Source organism: Enterobacter cloacae complex sp. 2024EL-00214 (assembly GCF_043945575.1).
GTDB lineage: Bacteria > Pseudomonadota > Gammaproteobacteria > Enterobacterales > Enterobacteriaceae > Enterobacter > Enterobacter cloacae_P.
Genome location: NZ_JBIMRC010000037.1, coordinates 1 through 18,647, shown reverse-complemented (window position 1 = coordinate 18,647; position 18,647 = coordinate 1). Strand labels below are relative to the sequence as shown.

General features: G+C 56.0%; 19 protein-coding genes. 3 read left to right on the top strand and 16 right to left on the bottom strand.

All coding sequences use genetic code 11. The annotated features are described in order from the left end of the window. Window positions 1-154 precede the first annotated feature (154 nt). Window positions 155-427, top strand: coding sequence for a hypothetical protein (locus ACHHZ6_RS24160; RefSeq protein WP_182271346.1), 273 nt, complete (start codon window positions 155-157; stop codon window positions 425-427). A 261-nt stretch (window positions 428-688) separates the two neighbouring features. Here the strand turns inward: ACHHZ6_RS24160 and ACHHZ6_RS24155 are convergent, their stop codons facing one another. The 16 genes from ACHHZ6_RS24155 to paaA all read right to left on the bottom strand — a co-directional run bounded on the left by ACHHZ6_RS24155 (window position 689) and on the right by paaA (window position 13,523). After that, entirely contained in the window at window positions 689-1,207 is a 519-nt protein-coding gene (locus ACHHZ6_RS24155; RefSeq protein ID WP_182271345.1) for a DUF2569 domain-containing protein, read from the bottom strand. Window positions 1,208-1,318: 111 nt separating this feature from the next. After that, window positions 1,319-1,663: a DUF1294 domain-containing protein gene (locus ACHHZ6_RS24150; protein WP_182271344.1), complete on the bottom strand. Its 345-nt coding sequence runs from the start codon at window positions 1,661-1,663 to the stop codon at window positions 1,319-1,321. A 107-nt stretch (window positions 1,664-1,770) separates the two neighbouring features. Continuing rightward, window positions 1,771-2,163 carry a cell envelope integrity TolA C-terminal domain-containing protein gene (locus ACHHZ6_RS24145; RefSeq protein ID WP_182918468.1) on the bottom strand — a complete coding sequence of 131 codons (393 nt, stop codon included), beginning with the start codon at window positions 2,161-2,163 and terminating at the stop codon, window positions 1,771-1,773. Between the two features lie 187 nt (window positions 2,164-2,350). Beyond that, window positions 2,351-2,947 carry a phenylacetic acid degradation protein PaaY gene (paaY, locus tag ACHHZ6_RS24140; RefSeq protein WP_196391259.1) on the bottom strand — a complete coding sequence of 199 codons (597 nt, stop codon included), beginning with the start codon at window positions 2,945-2,947 and terminating at the stop codon, window positions 2,351-2,353. 9 nt (window positions 2,948-2,956) lie between these two features. Next, a complete protein-coding gene (gene paaX, locus ACHHZ6_RS24135; RefSeq protein ID WP_182271341.1) occupies window positions 2,957-3,892 on the bottom strand; it encodes a phenylacetic acid degradation operon negative regulatory protein PaaX in 936 nt (311 codons plus the stop codon). 110 nt (window positions 3,893-4,002) lie between these two features. Then, window positions 4,003-5,325, bottom strand: a complete 1,323-nt coding sequence (gene paaK / locus ACHHZ6_RS24130; RefSeq protein WP_182271340.1) for a phenylacetate--CoA ligase PaaK — start codon at window positions 5,323-5,325, stop codon at window positions 4,003-4,005. A gap of 26 nt (window positions 5,326-5,351) precedes the next feature. After that, the gene (gene pcaF / locus ACHHZ6_RS24125; protein ID WP_182271339.1) at window positions 5,352-6,557 is read right to left on the bottom strand and encodes a 3-oxoadipyl-CoA thiolase; all 1,206 of its coding nucleotides are present in this window, start codon (window positions 6,555-6,557) and stop codon (window positions 5,352-5,354) included. Next, complete coding sequence (gene paaI / locus ACHHZ6_RS24120; RefSeq protein ID WP_395123172.1) at window positions 6,557-6,979, bottom strand: hydroxyphenylacetyl-CoA thioesterase PaaI; 423 nt, start codon at window positions 6,977-6,979, stop codon at window positions 6,557-6,559. The genes pcaF and paaI overlap by 1 nt, the downstream gene beginning before the upstream one ends. Further along, entirely contained in the window at window positions 6,969-8,396 is a 1,428-nt protein-coding gene (gene paaH, locus ACHHZ6_RS24115) for a 3-hydroxyacyl-CoA dehydrogenase PaaH (RefSeq protein ID WP_182271337.1), read from the bottom strand. Before paaH ends, paaI begins: the two co-directional genes overlap by 11 nt. 1 nt (window position 8,397) lies before the next feature. Next, window positions 8,398-9,186 carry a 2-(1,2-epoxy-1,2-dihydrophenyl)acetyl-CoA isomerase PaaG gene (gene paaG, locus ACHHZ6_RS24110; protein ID WP_182274508.1) on the bottom strand — a complete coding sequence of 263 codons (789 nt, stop codon included), beginning with the start codon at window positions 9,184-9,186 and terminating at the stop codon, window positions 8,398-8,400. After that, window positions 9,186-9,953, bottom strand: a complete 768-nt coding sequence (paaF, locus tag ACHHZ6_RS24105; protein WP_395123171.1) for a 2,3-dehydroadipyl-CoA hydratase PaaF — start codon at window positions 9,951-9,953, stop codon at window positions 9,186-9,188. The genes paaG and paaF overlap by 1 nt, the downstream gene beginning before the upstream one ends. Next, window positions 9,950-11,020: a 1,2-phenylacetyl-CoA epoxidase subunit PaaE gene (gene paaE / locus ACHHZ6_RS24100; protein WP_196391256.1), complete on the bottom strand. Its 1,071-nt coding sequence runs from the start codon at window positions 11,018-11,020 to the stop codon at window positions 9,950-9,952. The genes paaF and paaE overlap by 4 nt, the downstream gene beginning before the upstream one ends. Before the next feature lie 7 nt (window positions 11,021-11,027). After that, the gene (paaD, locus tag ACHHZ6_RS24095) at window positions 11,028-11,525 is read right to left on the bottom strand and encodes a 1,2-phenylacetyl-CoA epoxidase subunit PaaD (protein ID WP_182271334.1); all 498 of its coding nucleotides are present in this window, start codon (window positions 11,523-11,525) and stop codon (window positions 11,028-11,030) included. Between the two features lie 14 nt (window positions 11,526-11,539). Continuing rightward, the gene (paaC, locus tag ACHHZ6_RS24090; RefSeq protein WP_395123170.1) at window positions 11,540-12,286 is read right to left on the bottom strand and encodes a 1,2-phenylacetyl-CoA epoxidase subunit PaaC; all 747 of its coding nucleotides are present in this window, start codon (window positions 12,284-12,286) and stop codon (window positions 11,540-11,542) included. A gap of 8 nt (window positions 12,287-12,294) precedes the next feature. Continuing rightward, window positions 12,295-12,582, bottom strand: a complete 288-nt coding sequence (paaB, locus tag ACHHZ6_RS24085) for a 1,2-phenylacetyl-CoA epoxidase subunit PaaB (protein WP_182271332.1) — start codon at window positions 12,580-12,582, stop codon at window positions 12,295-12,297. Window positions 12,583-12,593: 11 nt separating this feature from the next. Continuing rightward, window positions 12,594-13,523 (bottom strand): 1,2-phenylacetyl-CoA epoxidase subunit PaaA, encoded by a 930-nt coding sequence (gene paaA / locus ACHHZ6_RS24080; protein ID WP_395123169.1) that lies wholly within the window; start codon window positions 13,521-13,523, stop codon window positions 12,594-12,596. Window positions 13,524-13,807: 284 nt separating this feature from the next. Between paaA and paaZ the strand changes: the two genes are divergently transcribed. Together paaZ and tynA are read left to right on the top strand one after the other, a co-directional pair. Continuing rightward, the gene (gene paaZ / locus ACHHZ6_RS24075; protein ID WP_395123168.1) at window positions 13,808-15,847 is read left to right on the top strand and encodes a phenylacetic acid degradation bifunctional protein PaaZ; all 2,040 of its coding nucleotides are present in this window, start codon (window positions 13,808-13,810) and stop codon (window positions 15,845-15,847) included. Window positions 15,848-16,012: 165 nt separating this feature from the next. Further along, the gene (gene tynA / locus ACHHZ6_RS24070; protein ID WP_196391253.1) at window positions 16,013-18,289 is read left to right on the top strand and encodes a primary-amine oxidase; all 2,277 of its coding nucleotides are present in this window, start codon (window positions 16,013-16,015) and stop codon (window positions 18,287-18,289) included. Window positions 18,290-18,647 lie beyond the last annotated feature (358 nt).

The following is an 18,647-nucleotide window of genomic DNA, read 5'->3' as shown; positions in this document are numbered from 1 at the left end:
GTGGAAAAAATAGCCTAAATAGGCTGATTCGATGTGTTTGCGGGAAAAAAATCGGCCCAGATCCGCGAAATTTTAATCAGCGAGTCAGCTTGGGAAGAAATGACCTGCTTATTCGCACCTTCCTTAGGTATTTTTTCATGTAGAGGAAATAGATGTGAATAACTATGTAATCTTCATTAAAGGTGATGAGTCCAAAGTAATCGCTAAGAATCTATTGACGAGACATATTTCTAATGAACTGAAACATAAAGGATTTACTAGATATCCTTATACAATAGAAGCAGATAATGAAAAAGACGCCATTCAAATACTAAATAAACAAGGTCAAGAGCACCTAAACGCACTTTCTGAATACACAGGGAACATCTTTTTCTACTGTGCTGTTTTAGTTGCGGGATTGATGGTGGCACTCATTTTCTTCCGCTAATTTTTAAGAGACAGGCTGTCAATAAAAAAAATCAACAAACCTTGACAGAAATCACAGATAAGCGGAATGCTACCGAATAATTGCTGCCCTGGTTATCTCGAATGAGATATTCCTTCTTTCACTTTTGTAATGTCCGCTCCAGGCGCAGGGCTGCAGTTGCAGCCCTGACAATCTGAGACTTCAACAGATTCAGCTTGTTCAATACCGGGAATCAAATCCACCAAAAATCCTTTAATATCGTTTACTGACTGCCTGGTTCACCTACCAAATGAACGTCTTTTTAACCCGTACGGAGGTGCGGAAGTACGGAATCCATATACAAGCGTAAATCACATATGTAATAACAGGCATCACCTGAGCAAAGTCCAGGGTGAGTTGCGGGAATATGTAAGAAGTGGCTACCCGATCAATTAGCATAAGAGTGATACTCGAAACAAGCAATGCACAATAAGCCAGGGGTAACTCTTTCTTTTTACGTAAAAACAGAGAAACAATATAAATGACAAAGAGCAGGAAAATTAAGTTAACCCCAGCAGCAATAAAGAGATAGATAGTCTGGGAGATCGGAAGACGACCTAACGTTCCCATGCCAGCACTTAAAGTTACTGCCAGAGAGTTGAAGTAAGAGTAAGCGATAAACAGTATATTGATCAGTGGCAGATATAACAAACCGCCTATTTTACGATATCGTTTTTCCTCACACTCAGCACAATATTCAAGATGCTGCGGGATCTCCTTGTCACATGTAATACACGTCCATTTAAAAGAGGTGTCGTTCATTATTCATCCTTATTGATATGTTCGATCTTAGTGATGTGGCTTTACCCCAGAACAGAGTAAAGCTTCACCAATATCGGCTAACCATGCACTTTCTTTAGGGGTATTACCTGTTCAGGAAGGGAAAAATGGAGAGTACTGATAAACCGCCACCATCACTGAGAGACTCAATACCACGCTGATGATGAAATATGTTTTAAATGGTTGCTTTTGTGTTTTATGGCGAAAGAGCTGTTGACCCACAATCGCCCCCGGCCACCCCCCCATCAATCCAAACACCAGCAAAGTAGATTCTGGCACCCTGCGCCAGGCCTTACGCGCCGCCATTTTGTCTATGCCGTAAATCGTCAGTGTCAGTACGTTGACAAGCAGAAGCCACGTGACAAAGGGATACGACGTAAAAAGGCTCCCGAATGCCGCGAAGATCAGTAGCAGATAACAAAAGCGATTGAGATTCATATTATTAGTCACAGCAATTATCAGAATTGTATCGACACCGCATTATACGCAATATAAATGGCGGGAAGAACCCGCTGCCTGTCGCTTAGCCACGTGGAGGTGATGAACTAGCCGAGCATATCAAAGCGCGATTTTTGGAAATCTCCATATACCTCCGGATGGGTAAAGGCGGGGAATGTGGCTTTCTGAGCAGCGGATTTTAACGCTTCACAATATGCTTTATTACCATCACTGGTCGAAATATTTGAAGCAGTGCCATCCTGAGCAAACTCGATATGCAATCTGCATTTTTTCCCTTTCCAGCTTTGTGGTGCAACAAGTTTGGCATTAATAGCCGCTTTGATTGCCCGGGCCTGAGCGCCCCACTCATCCTGATCGTCCCAGCGGCCAGAACCGCAACTGCCCGTTGCCGTGGTTTTATGGCACCCGGAAGGATGTAACGGCGCACAACCCGCAGCTAAACCGGCCAGAGCAATCAGTATGAAGATTTTCTTTTCCATATGACGAAATCCCTCTCGTTTTGTCAGCTAACGTTTAGCCCCCTATCATATTTCAATTCGCGCCCCTGACCAGCTACCATTATTGAACCCGGCGACAAAAATACTCGTACCTGTTCGCTTAATCAGCCCGTTAGCCACGTCTGTCTCAGGTCGCAGACAGACGTTAACACGATAACCTCAAGCCCACTCACCCCGCCGACTTCGGCCTCAAATTCTCATCAAATATTAGCCGTTGCCGCCCGGGTTCTGCCTCGCGCAGCGGTTCAACCTGATGCATTGTCAGCTTGCAGCGTTCCACCAGCACCTGGTATTCCCGCGTGCCCTGCATCTTCCACGCTATTTCCTGTTCACTCAGCTCACGAATCGCTTTGGCCGGGCTGCCAATAATCAAATGGTTGGCAGGCATTTCCGCTTTCGCCTTCACAAACGCCGCCGCACCGACAATGCTGTTTTCGCCGATCACCGCGCCGTCCATCACCACCGCATTCATCCCGACCAGTGCGTTACGCCGGATAATGCAGCCGTGCAGAATGGCGCTGTGGCCAATATGCCCGTCTTCCTCGACCACGGTGTCCTGCTCCGGGAAACCATGCATCACGCAGTTATCCTGAATGTTGGCACCGTCTTTCACCACAATACGGCCAAAATCGCCGCGCAGGCTGGCATTTGGGCCAACGTAAACACCTTTACCCAGGATCACATCACCAATAAGTACCGCCGTCGGGTGAACATAGCTCTCGTCAGGCACGACCGGCGTCAGACCGTCAATTTGATAAACAGGCATCCTCACTCCTTATGCGCTTGTAAGACCACCAAAGCGTTGATAGTAGAGCGTGCCAGGCACGGGCAGTTCACCGACGGAGGTTTCGCCTTTCTCACTGACAAACGCCAGCGCTCCCGGTGCCACACGCTGATAAATATTGATGCAGAGCTGTCGGGCACTTTGCCCTGCCCAGTGCGCTGGTAGTAACTCTTCCGGCAACAGCGGGTCTTTCAGCACCACACGACGATAAAAATGGATCAGTAACAGCTGGATCTGGAAGCAACGTTCTGGCGTCAACTCTTCCGGCGCAGCCTCTTTCAGCAGCGGCAACAACGGCCGGAATGAGTCGATAAACGTCTCGTACATGACGTTTTGTTCTGTCAGTTGCCAGCACTCTTCTACCCGGGAGCGTAGCGCAGCGCGGGACAGTGCCAGCGGTGAGTGAGCCTCGAAGAAGATGACGTTTTCCGCCACGCCCGCGTCATGCAACAGGGACTGCACATCCGCCAGATGCTGAGATGGCGAGGCCATCAGGCTCGGCGCAAGCGTGCCAAACCCCTGCCATATAAGCTGTTTTTTCACATCGGCGAGGGTCGTTTTGTCCAGACCTTCAGAGAGCAGCAGCAGCCATTTGCCGTCCCATGCGGGCAGTTCCGCACGGTAGATTTTATTCTCCGCGCGACGGGTCAAACGCAGTCCTTTATCACTCAGACGGTAAAAGCTGCGACGCCCAATGCGGGAAACATCCAGCCAGCCCTCTTTGTTAAGGCGGAACAGCGCGGTACGCACAAAACGTTCACCAAACCCCATGCCTTCAAGTAAAGCGGCCAGGCTGCCGAGCCAGATTTCACCGCCTCGATGGGAAAGTGCATCACCGTACAGGGAAGAGATAAGCGATGTCCCGCTGATGGGAACGGAGCTGACTGCGTGCTGGATGAAGGCGTCGAGTTTATTCATGTGATTCATTCTGTTGTGATTTTTTTCCTGGATGAATCATAGCATAAAATGTTGTGCGGTTTGGTTCCCTCACCCAGCCCTCTCCCCAAAGGGAGAGAGCCAGGGTGACACGTCTGGCCTTAGCTGTTCGCTGCCACCTTACGCAGGTCGAACACCCGGCAGGCCTTCCCTTCAGAGCGCGGAATGCTGCCACAGTTAACGATCATCACGTCGGTGGAGATCCCAACCATTGATTTAATGCGGTGGCGCAACTGATGACAAACCTGGCAGCGCTGCTCGTGAGTGAGCGTTAAGCTGCTCTCTTTCAGCTCCACCTTCACCGAAAGCGAATCAAGATGTCCGCGGCGGTTCACCTCCAGCTGATAGTGCGGAGAGAGGTGTTCAAACTTGACGATCTCTTCTTCAAGCTGCGACGGGAATACGTTGACACCACGGATGATCAGCATATCGTCGCTGCGCCCGCTGATGCGATCCATACGGCGCATAGTGCGTGCGGTGCCCGGCAGCAGACGCGTCAGGTCACGCGTGCGGTAGCGGATCACCGGCAACGCTTCTTTGGTCAGCGTGGTGAACAGCAGTTCGCCCTGCTCACCGTCGGCCAGCACCGTGCCGTCGTTCGGATTGACGATCTCCGGGTAGAAATGATCTTCCCAGATGGTCGGGCCGTCGGCGGTTTCGATACACTCCATCGCCACACCCGGGCCCATCACTTCTGACAACCCGTAGATATCCAAGGCGGTGATCCCCAGTCGTTTTTCAATTTCACGGCGCATGGCCTGTGTCCACGGCTCAGCGCCGAACACGCCCACCCGCAGGGAACAGGTGCTGGCATCGCCCCCCATCTGGCGTTCCAGCTCTTCAATCAGGTTCAGGCAGTAGGACGGTGTAACCATGATCATGTCCGGCTGGAAATCACGGATCAGCTGTGCCTGCTTCTCGGTCTGACCGCCGGACATCGGGATCACCGTCGCCCCTAAACGCTCAGCACCATAGTGTGCCCCCAGTCCGCCGGTAAAGAGGCCGTAGCCGTAGGCCACGTGGATTTTATCTTTTGCGCTGCCGCCTGCGGCACGCAGGGAGCGGGCAACAATATTAGCCCAGTTGTCGATGTCGTTTTGGGTATAACCCACGACAGTCGGTTTACCGGTAGTACCGGACGAGGCGTGGATACGCACCACCTGCTCCATCGGTACGGCAAAGGTGTCGAACGGGTAGTTATCGCGCAAATCCTGCTTGGTGGTGCACGGGAATTTGCGAATGTCGTCCAGCACTTTGAAATCGTCAGGGTGAACGCCCGCAGCGTCAAACTTACGTTTGTACATCGGAACGTTGTTGTAGGCATGATGCAGCGTCCACTTCAGGCGCTCGGTTTGCAGAGCCTGCAATTCGTCAATGGATGCAGTTTCGATCGGATCAAGCTTTGTTGTATTTGTCGTTGTCATTGTAGGGTACTCACATTGTAATTCGCTCAAACACGCTCAAGGATCATGGCGATGCCCTGACCCACACCGATGCACATCGTACAAAGCGCATAGCGCCCGTTGCGTCGGTGCAACTCATTGCTGGCAGCCAGTGCCAGCCTGGCACCGCTCATTCCCAGCGGGTGGCCTAATGCGATAGCGCCGCCGTTCGGGTTGACGTGTGCGGCATCGTCCGGTAATCCCAGTTGACGCAACACGCCCAGCGCCTGTGAAGCAAAGGCTTCGTTAAGCTCAATGACATCCATATCGTTAATATTCAGACCGGCGCGCTCCAGCACTTTACGGGTGGCTGGCACCGGGCCTAACCCCATCAGACGCGGTTCAACACCGGCGGTGGCCATCGCCACGATCCGGGTGCGTGGAACCAGACCTTGCGCAAGTGCCATTTGCTCGCTGGCGATAATCAGCGCGGCGGCACCATCGTTCACGCCGGAGGCATTCCCCGCGGTTACCACGCCGTTTTTACGAAACGGGGTTTTCAGCGCGGCGAGCTGTTCAGGCGTGGTATCGGCGCGCGGGTGCTCATCCACGCTGATTTCTGTCACCGTTCCCTTTTTACCTGGCACCCGTACCGGCACAATTTCCTGCGCCAGAACACCATTCTGCTGCGCCTGTGCGGTACGCTGCTGGCTGCGCAGGGCAAACGCGTCCTGATCGGCACGGCTGATATTTAACAATTCAGCTACATTCTCTGCCGTTTCCGGCATGCTGTCAGTTCCGAATTGCTGATGCATGAGCGGATTCACAAATCGCCAGCCGATGGTGGTATCAAAGATCTCCGCCTGACGCTGAAACGCCGCCGTGGCTTTACCCATCACAAACGGCGCGCGGGACATCGACTCCACGCCCCCCGCAATCATCAGATCGCCGTCACCTGCTTTGATAGCGCGAGCGGCAAAACCAATCGCGTCCAGCCCCGAACCGCACAGACGGTTGATGGTGGTACCGGAAACCGTCTGCGGCAAACCTGCCAGCAACGCCGACATGCGCGCCACGTTGCGGTTATCTTCCCCCGCCTGGTTGGCACAGCCGAAAATCACATCATCAATACGTTCCAGGTCGAGCTGCGGGTAGCGTGCCAGCAGCGCACGCAGCGGCACTGCCCCCAGATCGTCCGCACGTACACCCGCTAATCCGCCGCCATAGCGACCAACCGGGGTACGAACACCATCACAAATAAATGCATCACGCATCAGACTTCTCCTGTCACACTGCCGCCAATGCGGTGAGATTTCCCGCGAAAGAGAGCGACCGTTTTCTGTTGTTGGTTCTGGATTTCAATGTCGTACACGCCGGTCAGCTTGCCCTGATGCTTCACCCGCGCAGTGGCGGTCAGCGTGTCCCCGGCAAAACCCGGGCGCAGAAAATCAATGGAGCAACCCGATGCCACCGCCGCCAGTCCCTGACTGTTACAGGCGTAGGCAAAGGCGGTGTCTGCCAGTGAGAACAGCTGTCCACCGTGGCAGGTTTTATGGCCGTTGAGCATCTGCGGGGTGATGGTCATGGTCACCACCGCATACCCGTCATCCATCTCGATAATGTCGATCCCCAACGCCTGCGCGCAGGCATCCTGTTCATACATGGTGCGGGCGTTATGCCAGGCGTTATGACTCATAGCTACTCTCCAGAAGCGCCCGCTGGCGCAGCAGTGAACAGGGGCGATAGCGTTCTTCACCGTAATGACGTTGCAGGTTTTCCAACAGCGTGAGCAGGCGTTGCCAGCCCAGGCGTTCTCCCCATGCAATCGGGCCGCTCGGGTAATTCACGCCCAGACGCATCGCAGTATCAATATCCTTCTCGCTGGCGACCCCTTTTTGCAGCGCATCCAGCGCTTCGTTGGCAATCATCGCCACCGTCCGCCAGACCAGCAGGCCGGGATAATCGGCAATTTGCACCACCCGGTGTCCCTGCTGTTGCAGCCAGAAGATGGCCTTTTGCGTGGCGGTGTGCGGATTGCTGGACGCCGCCGCGATAACGGCCACATCGCGCTCAATACGGTCAACCACCACCACCGGGCTGTTCAGCCGAAGCGCCAGTGCCTGCGCAGTTTCGCCCTGTGTTTCAATCAACAGTACGTCGTCAATTTCCGTGACACCGTCACTTTTTCTCTGGACGCTCATCGGGCTAAAACTGTCGTTGACCGCCTCAAGCCACTGCACGTCCGGTTTATCGCCGTGCCAGTCGTAAACGCCCCGCCCGCTTTTTTTACCCAATCGTCCCGCCAGTACCAGCTCCTGCTGCACCAGCGATGGCAGGAAACGACGCTCCTGCCAGAAGGCGTTAAACACCGAACAGGTCACGGCAAAGTTGACGTCCTGACCAATCATGTCGGTCAGCTCCAGTGGCCCCATCGGGAAACCACCGCCTTCGCGCAGCGCGGCGTCAATCACCTCCGGTGCGGCCACCTGTTCTTCCAGCGCACGCCAGGCTTCGGAATAGAACGGGCGTGCCACGCGGTTAACGATAAAACCTGGCGTTGACTGGCAACGCACCGGCTGTTTTCCCCAGTTCAGCGCCAGCTCGCACAACGCATCAGCCACTTCAGGCGATGTCGCCAGCCCGCTGACCACTTCCACCAGTTTCATCACCGGTGCCGGGTTGAAGAAATGCAGCCCCGCGACGCGCTCCGGGTGGCGAATGTCTGCGGCGATGGCGGTGACGGAAATTGAAGAGGTATTACTGGTCAGCAGCGTCTGCGGCGGGCAGATTTCCGCCAGCTGTGTAAACAGCGCTTTTTTCACCTCCAGCCGTTCAGAGGCCGCCTCAATGACCAGATCCGCTGCGGCAAGGGCAGAGATATCCGTCACCGGAACCAGCCTTGCGAGGATCTGCGAGCCAGAGTCCGCAGACAACTTTCCGCGCATCACGCGGGAAGCCAGACGCTGACGAATACCGTCAATCGCGCGGGAAACGGCCTCGGAAGCGAGGTCATAAACCAGCACCTGATGACCATGACTTGCCGCCACTTCGGCAATCCCGGCTCCCATCGTGCCGCTTCCAATCACGGCGACAGTGCGGATAGGTATCGCCATGTTATTTCCCCGTAAAGTTCGGCGCGCGCTTCGCCAGAAAGGCGCTGACACCTTCCCGATAGTCGTCACTGCGCCCGGCCAGACGTTGATAGTCACGCTCCAGATCAAGCTGTGCGTCCAGAGTATTGGTCTCTGCGGCGTTGATCGCCTGCTTGATCAGCCCCAGGCCAAAGGTTGGCTGCGACGCAAAGTGCAGCGCCATCTGCTGTGCCGTAACGGAGAGCTGTTCGTCGTCCACCACCTGCCAGATCATCCCCCACGCCTGCGCCTGTTCGGCACTGAGTTTGTCACCGAGCAACGCCAGCCCCATTGCCCGGGCGCGTCCGGCGACGCGCGGCAGCAGCCAGGTACCACCGCAGTCCGGCACTAGCCCGAGCTTGCTAAAAGCCATCACAAAGTTAGCGGAGCGGGCAGCAATCACCATGTCGCAGCCGAGTGCCAGCGTAGCCCCCGCCCCGGCCGCCACGCCGTTGACCGCACAAATTACCGGTTTCGGCAGTTTTGCCAGACGGCGCACCAGCGGGTTGTAAAAGGTTTCAACGGACATCCCCAGATCGGGAGCCGGGCCGTTCGGGTCGACGTTGCGGTCGTTAAGATCCTGACCCGCACAGAAACCGCGTCCCGCCCCGGTGATCAACAGACAGCGGATGGTGTCATCCCGCTCGGCCTGCTTCAGGCACTCCGCAAGTTGCTGGTGCATCACGTCGTTAAAGCTGTTCAGACGCTCCGGGCGGTTCAGCGTAAGGGTCATTACGCCTTGCTCTACATGACTCAGAATAAATTCCACAATTAGCGTCCTTTAAAGTCGGGGGTGCGTTTTTGTAAGAAGGCGTCGATGCCTTCACGACGATCGTCAGTCGCCGAAAGCAACGTAAACAGCTGCCGCTCCTGGGCCAGCCCGGCCTGCAACGGCACTTCCTGAGACTGGCGCAGCGCCTGTTTCACCGCCTGCAGCGCCAGCGGAGAGTGGCGCGCCATCAGCGCGGCCTGCTTCAGGGCGTACTCCAGCGTCAGCGACGCCGGAAACACATCGCTGACCAGACCGGCGCTCTGCGCCTGTTGTGCCGTAATGCTTTCCCCGGTCAGCACCATTTTGCTGGCAAGCGATTTGCCCACACAGCGAATAAGACGCTGCGTGCCGCCCGCACCCGGCATAATGCCGAGGGTGATTTCCGGCAGACCAAAACGGGCGTTGTCACCGGCGATAACCACGTCGCAGAGCAACGCGAGTTCACACCCGGCTCCCAGCGCGAAGCCGTTAACCGCGGCGATCAGAGGTTTGTTAAAGGTGTTGATCCGCGCCCACAGCTGAGGACGGATATCGTTCAGCGTGGCGGGCAGATCTTTCTCCGCCATTTCATTGAGATCGGCTCCGGCAGCGAAACAGCGCTCGTTGCCGTAGATCACACAGGCGGAGATGTCGGTATTCGCCGCTGCGGCTTCCAGTTCTTCAGCAATCTGCGTTAACAGCGCATTGTTGAGCGCATTACGCGCCGCCGGACGGTTCAACGTCAGCTGCAATACACGACCATGACGGGTGACAATCAGTTCGCTCATGCCATCCCCTTCGCGTCGAAATCGACGATCACGTCAGCGGTTAACGGCAACGCCTGACAGCTCAGGACATACCCGGCAGCCAGCTCGTCCGGCTCCAGGCTGTAGTTGGTGAGCATATCCACTTTGCCGCGCACCACTTTACATTTACAGGTGGCACACACGCCGCCTTTACAGGCATAGGGCAGATCTGCCCCCTGGCGCAGGGCAGCATCAAGAATGCTTTCGTCATCGGCCGTCAGGGTGATTTCACGGTCGCGCCCGTCCTGGCGGACGGTGACTTTCTGCCCTTCGACCTGCACGTTTACAGCGCGTTTCACCGCTGAGCCAGGCGTGTTGAAGCGCTCAAGGTGGATAGATTTTTCTGCCATCCCCAGCGCTTTCAGCGCCGCTTCAGCGTCGTCCATCATCGCCGACGGGCCGCAGATAAAGGCTTCGTCATACTGGCGGAAATTGATCAGGGTTTTCGCCAGCGCCTGCAGTTTTTCGCCATCAATGCGACCGTGAAGCAGATCGCTGTCAAGCCGCTCCTGGCTGAAGATGGAGACCAGCTGCAGGCGCTGCGGGTATTTGTCTTTCAGATCCGCCAGCGCGCCGCGGAACATCATGCTCTGGCTGCTGCGGTTGCCGTAGATCAGGGTGAAGTGGCTTTTCGGCTCGGTGGCCAGCGTAGCGGAGAGAATAGCCAGCATCGGCGTAATGCCCGATCCAGCCGCTATCGCCAGATAGTGCCCCTCCCGTTCGGCCCGGGGCTGATAGCCAAAATGGCCCTGCGGCACCATGACGTCCATCGTCATACCCTGCACAATCGTATCGCGGGCATAACGGGAAAAACGCCCGCCTTCGATGGCTTTCACCGCCACGCTAATCTCATCCGGTGCGGTACTACGGCAGATGGAGTAGCAGCGGCGAAGCTCATCACCACCCAGCGTGGCCTTTAAGGTCAGGTGCTGACCCGGGCGAAAGCGGTAAGCATCCTGCAATTCCTGCGGCACGGAAAAGGTAATTGTGACAGCGTCACGTGTTTCGGGTTCCACTTTTGCCACTTTTAATGAATGAAACGTTGTCATGGCAGCCTCAAATGCATTTGAAATAATCGAAAGGTTCACGGCAGGTGTTGCAGCGCCAGAGCGCTTTGCAGGCCGTTGAACCAAATTCACTGATGAGCGAGGTATCGGTGCTCGCACAGCGCGGGCAGCTCACCGCCGCAGGAACATGGGCGTGACAGCTATGGCCTACAGGCGGGCTGATGCCATACTCACGCAGACGTTCGCGCGCATCGGCTGTCATCCAGTCGGTGGTCCAGGCGGGTTCAAGCTGGAGCACGATATGTACCGGGGTAAAGCCATGCGCAGTCATCGTGTCGCGGATGGCTCCCAGCAGGTGTTCCGTCGCCGGGCAGCCCGAGTAGGTTGGCGTGAAGCCAATCACCCAGCCTTCGCCCTGCGCGGAAACGCTGCGCACCATACCTAAATCGGTGATGGTCAAAACCGGGACTTCAGGATCCGGGATCTGGCTTAACAGCGACCAGATTTGCGGGATTTGTGCAGGTGCGATGTCCACGAGACGTTGCATGACATTCCCCTCTCTTACCACTGCTGCCCGGGGTACATACGCTGGAGATATTGCATCTCTGCCAGCATTGGCCCCAGATGTTCGGTGTGCAGCCCACGCTTGCCGCCAGTGCGATACGCCACTTCATCGGGCACGTTCAGGGTGGCTTCCTGCAAGCCAGCAAACACTTCGCTTTCCCATGCCTGACGCAGCGTGCGCGGGTCGATGGCAATACCGGACGCAACCAGTTCCAGTTCGACGTCATCGGCGTCGAACAGCTCAGCGGTAAAGCGCCACAGATTGTTGACCGCCTGCTGCATTTTTTGTGCGGATACTTCTGTGCCGTCACCCAGGCGCACCAGCCAGCCGCGGCTAAAGCGCAGGTGATAACGCGCTTCCTTAATTGCTTTTGCGGCAATGGCGGCAATCTGGCGGTCGCTGCTGTGGATCAGGCGCTCATACAACGCCACGTTCCACGCATCCATAAGGTACTGACGGACGAGGGTGTCGGCGAAATTGCCGTTAGGCTGTTCCACCAGCAATACATTGCGGAACTGGCGCTCATCGCGGCCAAAGGCCAGCGTATCTTCATCGCCCAGGCCTTCCAGTTCGGCGGCGTAGGTCAGGAAATTACGCGCCTGCCCCAGCAGATCGAGACCGATATTGGCCAGTGCGAGGTCAATTTCCAGTTCCGGCGCGTGACCACACCAGGCTCCCAGACGCTGAGAGAGCACCAGACCGTTGTCGCCCAGACGCAGGACGTATGCAGATAATGTTTTCATCCCTGACCTCACATGTGCTCGATGCCATCAGGGATGGTGTAAAACGTCGGATGGCGGTAGATCTTGCTCTCCGCCGGGTCGAAAAACGCACCGCTCTCTTCTGGCTGGGAGGCGACAATCTCGCTCGCCTTCACCACCCAGATGGAACAGCCTTCGCTGCGGCGGGTATAGGCGTCACGCGCGTTTTCCAGCGCCATGCGGTCGTCAGCGGCGTGCAGACTGCCAACGTGACGGTGGGATAACCCTTGTTTGCTGCGTACAAACACTTCGTATAACGGCCAGTAGACATTGCTCATGTTGCTTCCTCTTAAGCCACTTTGCGGGCGTGTTGTTTTTCTGCGTGCGCCAGTGCGGCTTCGCGCACCCACGCCCCTTCTTCCCAGGCTTTACGTTTTGCGGCCAGGCGTTCGTGGTTGCAGATACCGCGCCCGTTAATGACGTCGTCAAACTCGTGCCAGTCGATCTCGCCGAAGCGGTAGTTGCCCGTCTCTTCGTCCAGGTGCAGGTCAGCATCCGGCACGGTCATGCCCAGCATTTCCACCTGCGGGATGGTGTTATTCACAAAGCGCTGGCGCAGCTCATCGTTACCAAAGCGCTTGATTTTCCAGGCCAGGCTGCGGGCGCTGTTCGGTGAGTTGTCATCGTTAGGCCCGAACATCATCAGTGCCGGCCACCAGAAACGGTTGATAGCATCCTGTAACATCTGACGCTGGGATCCACTGCCCTGCGCCAGTGCCATACAGGCTTCAAAGCCCTGACGCTGGTGGAAGCTCTCTTCTTTACAGATTTTCACCATCGCCCGGGCGTACGGGCCGTAAGAGGTACGGCACAGCGCCACCTGGTTGACGATGGCAGCACCGTCCACCAGCCAGCCGATTACGCCGATATCAGCCCAGCTCAGCGTTGGGTAGTTGAAGATGGAGGAGTATTTCATTTTGCCGTCGAGCATCTTCTGATAGATGTCTTCCCGCGCGCAGCCCAGCGTTTCCGCCGCGCTGTAGAGATACAAACCGTGGCCGGCCTCGTCCTGCACTTTCGCCAGCAAAATGGCTTTACGGCGCAGCGTGGGGGCGCGGGTGATCCAGTTCCCTTCCGGCAGCATGCCGACAATTTCAGAGTGTGCGTGCTGACCAATCTGGCGGATCAACGTCTTACGGTAGGCGTCAGGCATCCAGTCCTGCGGCTCGATGGCCGTCTCCTGCGCTATGCGCTGCTCAAAGCGTTGTTCTTGCGTCACATCATCACCTTTATGATTCGCTAATCTATCTTAATAAGTGAAATGGTGAATCATTTCGTTTCTTAAAAGTTACACAGAAGTTAAATATAACCCCAAGAAATGTTTCCTTGTTTTGTGATGCTGCTCGCAAGGCTTTTCAAGCAAGGCGTGTGAACTGGGGCTTTATGGACCGCATTTCGTCATGCCGGATCACAACGTTAACAATTCATTAAAACTCAGCTTGCTTTTTATGATTCATGATCAAACTATCTATAGTGAAATTACGTAACATTTGGAGATAAGCGATGCAGCAGTTAGCCAGCTTCTTGTCCGGTACCTGGCAGTCTGGCCAGGGCCGCGAGCGCAATATTCATCACGCCATCAGCGGCGAAGCCTTGTGGGAAGTCACCAGCGAAGGGCTGGATATGGCGGCCGCCCGCCACTACGCCATTGAGCACGGCGGCAAAGCACTTCACGCGATGACCTTTATCGAACGAGCCGCCATGCTGAAAGCGGTGGCAAAACATTTGCTCAGCCAGAAAGAACAGTTTTATGCCCTGTCAGCCCAGACCGGGGCGACAAAGGCCGACAGCTGGGTCGATATCGAAGGGGGTATCGGCACCCTCTTCACCTATGCCAGCCTCGGTAGCCGCGAACTGCCGGACGACACGCTGTGGCCAGAAGATGAGCTGATCCCCCTGTCGAAAGAAGGCGGTTTTGCAGCGCGCCACGTATTAACCTCAAAATCTGGCGTGGCGGTGCATATCAACGCCTTTAACTTCCCGTGCTGGGGCATGCTGGAAAAACTGGCTCCCACCTGGCTTGCCGGGATGCCTGCGATCATCAAACCCGCCACCGCCACCGCGCAGGTCACGCAGGCAATGGTGAAATCGATCGTGGAAAGCGGTCTGGTACCGGCGGGAGCCATCAGCCTGATCTGCGGCGGTGCAGGCGATCTGCTGAGCCAGCTCGACAGCCAGGACGTGGTGACGTTCACCGGCTCCGCCAGCACCGGACAGAGCCTGCGAGTTCACCCAAACATCGTGGCGAACGCGATCCCCTTCACGATGGAGGCAGACTCCCTGAACTGCTGCGTGCTGGGGGAAGACGTCACGCCAGATCAACCGGAATTTGCCCTGTTCATTCGCGAAGTGGTCCGCGAGATGACCACGAAGGCCGGGCAAAAATGTACGGCTATTCGCCGCATTATTGTGCCGCAGGGGCAAATTGATACCGTCAGCCAGGCGCTGATTGCGCGGCTGGAAAAAGTGGTGGTGGGCGACCCGGCACAGGAAGGGGTCAAAATGGGCGCACTGGTGAATAGTGAACAGCGCGCCGACGTGCAGGAAAAAGTCGATCTGCTGGTTGCCGCAGGCTGCCAGATCCGTCTGGGTGGCAAAGCCGATCTGCAGGCCGCGGGCGCGTTCTTCCCGCCAACCCTGCTCTTCTGCCCGCAGCCGGACGAAACCCCTGCCGTACACGCCACCGAAGCCTTCGGCCCGGTTGCCACCCTGATGCCATACCGTAACGCAGAGCACGCGATCACCCTGGCACGCGCGGGCGGCGGCAGCCTGGCGGGCACGCTGGTGACGGCCGAACAGACCATCGCCCGCCAGTTTATTTCCGGTGCGGCGCGCGCCCACGGGCGCATTCAAATCCTCAACGAGGAGTCGGCCAAAGAGTCCACCGGGCACGGTTCTCCGCTGCCGCAGCTGGTACACGGCGGCCCAGGCCGCGCGGGCGGCGGTGAAGAGCTGGGCGGTCTGCGTGCCGTGAAGCATTACCTTCAGCGTACTGCCATTCAGGGCAGCCCGACGATGCTCGCCGCCATTGGCAAACAGTGGGTACGCGGTGCGCAAGTGCAGGAAGATCGCGTACATCCATTCCGTAAATACTTCGAGGAACTGCAGCCGGGCGATAGCCTGCTGACGCCGCGCCGTACCCTGACGGAAGCCGATATCGTTAACTTTGCCTGCCTGAGCGGGGATCATTTCTACGCCCACATGGACAAGATCGGCGCAGCGGAGTCGATCTTTGGCGAGCGCGTGGTACACGGTTACTTCCTGATTTCAGCCGCGGCGGGGCTGTTTGTTGATGCGGGTGTCGGGCCGGTCATTGCCAACTATGGCATGGAAAACCTGCGCTTTATCGAGCCGGTCAAACCTGGCGATACCATTCAGGTGCGCCTGACCTGCAAACGCAAAACGCTGAAGAAACAACGCTCTGCCGATGAAAAACCGACTGGCGTGGTGGAATGGGCCGTTGAGATCTTCAACCAGAACCAACAAGCCGTCGCGCTCTACTCCATTCTGACGCTGGTGGCGCGCCAGCAGAGCGACTTCTGACGTTTTCCTCTCAAGTCCATTGACCGGGGTGTGATTTACCCCCGGTCTTTTTTTAACCTGGCAAGACTGGCAAATAACCTGGCAGATGCAGGCAAACGCTTTTCGCCTGCGGCTGTCAGGATAAGGTCATCACAACACAATAAACACAACAATATGAGGTCAACGATGGGAAGCAACTCTTCTTTTTCTGCCCGTAAAACGGCACTGGCCATGACAGTTGCTCTGTTTTGCGCCTGGCAGTCTCCCGTTTTCGCCCACGGCAGTGAGGCGCATATGGTCCCGATGGACAAAACGCTGCAGACGTTTGGCGCTGATGTGCAGTGGGATGATTACGCACAGATGTTCACCATTACCAAAGACGGTGCGTTTGTGAAGGTAAAACCCGGCGCAAAAACCGCCATCGTCAACGGCAAAACCCTGAAGCTGCAGGTGCCGGTGGTGATGAAAAACAAAAAAGCCTGGATCGCTGACACCTTCATTAACGATGTCTTCCAGTCCGGCCTTGACCAGACTTTCCAGGTTGAAAAACGCCCTCACCCGTTAAATGCGTTAACGGCTGACGAAATTAAGCAGGCTGTCGACATTGTCAAAGCCTCTGCCGATTTTAAACCGAATACCCGCTTTACCCAGATTGCCCTTGCTGAGCCAGAGAAAGCCAAAGTGTGGGACTTTGTGCTGAACGGTACGCCGGTAGACTCTCCTCGCCAGGCGAACGTCATCATGCTGGACGGAAAACATGTTATTGAAAGCCGGGTTGACCTGAAAGAGAAAAAAGTCCTGCGCTGGGAGCCGGTCAAAGACGCGCACGGCATGGTGTTGCTGGATGACTTCACCGCCGTACAACAGATTATCAATGACAGCCCGGAATATGCCGATGCGCTGAAAAAACACGGCGTCACCGACCCGAAGAAGGTCATTACGACCCCGTTAACCGTCGGCTATTTTGACGGTAAAGACGGGCTGAAACAGGAAGACCGCCTGCTGAAAGTGGTGAGCTATCTGGACGTTGGCGACGGTAACTACTGGGCACACCCTATCGAAAACCTGGTGGCAGTGGTCGACCTCGAACAGAAGAAAATCCAGAAAATTGAAGAAGGTGCGGTTGTTCCGGTTCCGATGGCTCCACGCCCATATGATGGCCGTGACCGCATAGAAACCCCGAAAAAACCGCTCGACATCATTGAACCGGAAGGGAAAAACTACACCATTACCGGCGATATGGTGCACTGGCAGAACTGGGATTTCCACCTGAGCCTGGACTCCCGTGTCGGGCCGGTTATTTCTACCGTGACCTGGAACGACAATGGCAAAAAGCGCCAGATCATGTATGAAGGATCGCTCGGTGGGATGATCGTCCCTTACGGCGACCCGGATGTCGGCTGGTACTTTAAGGCGTATCTGGATTCCGGCGACTACGGCATGGGCACGCTGACCTCCCCACTGGTGCGCGGCAAAGACGTACCGTCTAACGCCGTGATGCTCAATGAAACCATTCCGGATTACACCGGTGCACCCATGGAGATCCCTCGCGCAATCGCCATCTTCGAACGTTATGCCGGGCCGGAGTATAAGCACCAGGAGATGGGTCAGCCGAACGTCAGTACCGAACGTCGTGAACTGGTGGTGCGTTGGGTCAGTACCGTCGGCAACTATGACTACATCTTCGACTGGGTATTCCACGAAAATGGCACCATCGGTATTGATGCGGGCGCGACGGGTATTGAAGCCGTGAAAGGCGTGCAGGCGAAAACCATGCATGATGCCACCGCAAAAGACGATACTAAATATGGCACCCTGATCGATCATAACATCGTGGGTACCACCCACCAGCACATCTATAACTTCCGTCTGGATATGGACGTGGATGGTATCAATAACAAGATGGTGGCGATGGATCCGGAAGTGAAACCCAACACCGCCGGTGGCCCGCGTACCAGCACCATGCAGATCAATCAGTACAGCATTGATACCGAGCAACAGGCTGCGCAGAAATTTGACCCGGGTACCATCCGGCTGCTGAGTAACACCAGCAAAGAGAACCGCATGGGTAACCCGGTCTCGTACCAGATCATCCCTTACGCGGGCGGTACACACCCGGTGGCGACCGGTGCGAAGTTTGCCCCGGACGAGTGGATCTACCACCGCCTGAGCTTTATGGATAAACAGCTGTGGGTGACGCGCTACCATCCAGATGAAATGTACCCGGAAGGGAAATTCCCGAACCGCTCAACGCACGATACGGGCCTGGGCCAGTACAGCAAGGATAACGAGTCGCTGAACGACCAGGATGATGTGGTCTGGATGACGACCGGGACAACTCACGTTGCACGTGCCGAAGAGTGGCCAATTATGCCGACGGAATGGGTGCATACCCTGCTCAAACCGTGGAACTTCTTCGACGAGACACCAACGCTTGGCAAGAAGAAAGACGAGCAGAAATAAGTAAACGACCGGGCGCGATGCCCTAATGTTTGTCAGTTAAGCGACGCAAAGGCACTTTGTTATTTCAGTGGTATCGTTCCGTTCACTCAGACATTTCTGCTACCTGCATAATCCGCTGCGGTGAACGTGTTAAGGGGGCTATCGCGCCCCCTTAACAATCCCGTCTCCCGGCAAAGAAAATCGCCGCTGCGCGGTACCCTCAGCTTATTCCTTCCGGCTTTTCGGGGACGGGTGAAGTGGTCTACTTAATTTGGACACGACCTGAGGTTCTTTGTCTTTCCATCTCGGCAGGTGTTAACCCTCCGTTGTTTTTATGCGGCCTTACCCGGTTGTAATACCCACTCAGGTACTGAACCAC